Origin of the sequence: Microbulbifer okhotskensis (assembly GCF_023895975.1) — a bacterium.
GTDB lineage: Bacteria > Pseudomonadota > Gammaproteobacteria > Pseudomonadales > Cellvibrionaceae > Microbulbifer > Microbulbifer okhotskensis.
Map to the genome: position 1 here is coordinate 1 of NZ_JALBWM010000415.1, position 380 is coordinate 380.

Consider the following 380-nt stretch of genomic DNA (forward strand, 5'->3'; position numbering starts at 1 on the left):
GGTGTTTGGTTTTTGATTGGGTTGGAGTAGGGCAAATGACAGAAGAGCTAGTCCGCGATGAATTTAGCAGGTCACGATTGCTTGAGTTCATTAAAGGGTTAGACCTTAAAGGCAAGCCCTGGAAATTCAAGTGGAATCAGCACAACCCTAACAGCTGGCGCATGAAGAAAACTTGGCGTATGTGGATGAGCCAAACAGCCGAATGGATGGCAGCGAGAGGTGCAACCATGCCTCTCTGCATGAAAGGCGGCAAGCCCTACGGGCAACGCCCGTTCAATGGTCAGGACGCACACGAGTTATTTGTCAGTCAACACCTGGGGCTTGATGCAAACGGGAAACGCTACAAGACCGCCAGCGGCGAGAAAGGCGAAATGCTTCGC

Annotated in this window: 1 protein-coding gene; it reads left to right on the forward strand. The window is 51.6% G+C overall.

The features are described 5' to 3' along the window. Positions 1–35 precede the first annotated feature (35 nt). Positions 36–380: NinB/YbcN family protein (locus MO867_RS22735; RefSeq protein WP_252473405.1), on the forward strand; the 345-nt coding region annotated here is incomplete at its 3' end.